The sequence below is a fragment of the Rhizobium sp. BR 315 genome (assembly GCF_050577975.1).
In the GTDB taxonomy this organism is placed as follows: Bacteria; Pseudomonadota; Alphaproteobacteria; order Rhizobiales; family Rhizobiaceae; genus Rhizobium; species Rhizobium miluonense.
On sequence record NZ_JARWKZ010000184.1, the window covers coordinates 1 to 545 of the forward strand.

At 62.4% G+C, this 545-nt stretch carries 1 protein-coding gene; it reads left to right on the forward strand.

Annotated features, from left to right (window positions below; genetic code table 11):
* The coding region (locus tag QD409_RS35675; protein WP_430765074.1) for a transposase at window positions 1-545 on the forward strand (545 nt) is incomplete at both ends.

Genomic DNA, 545 nt, shown 5'->3' on the forward strand with positions numbered 1-545 from the left:
CAGGGCAAGCTTCACGACATCGAGATGAGCATCCGGGGGATTCTACGCGGCTTCGGCCTCAAGGTAGGACCGACGACGCGGCGCAGCTATGCGGCACGGGTCCGCGAGCTGATTGAAGGTCATCCGACCTTGGAGGCGATTGCCGCGTCGCTGTTGAAGGTGCGCGATGCGCTTGCCGACGAATTTGCAGGTTTTGAACGAAAGCTACGGGCCATGGCCCGTCAGGACGATAACGCACGTCGGCTCATGACGACACCGGGCGTCGGCGTCCTGGTGGCGCTGACATTCGTGGCGGCCGTCGACGCGCCTGAGCGTTTTCGATCATCCCGAGCGGTGGGGCCGCATTTCGGATTGACACCGAAGAAATACCAATCGGGCGAGACCGATTATAGTGGTCGCATCTCGAAGATCGGCGATGTGGGCGTGCGAACCGCGCTCTACGAGGCGGCTAACGTCATTTTGACCCGGCCGGTCAAAGGCTCGGATCTCAAAAGCTGGGCGCTGGCGGTCGCCAGACGTGCGGGACCCAGAAAGGCGCGTGTTGC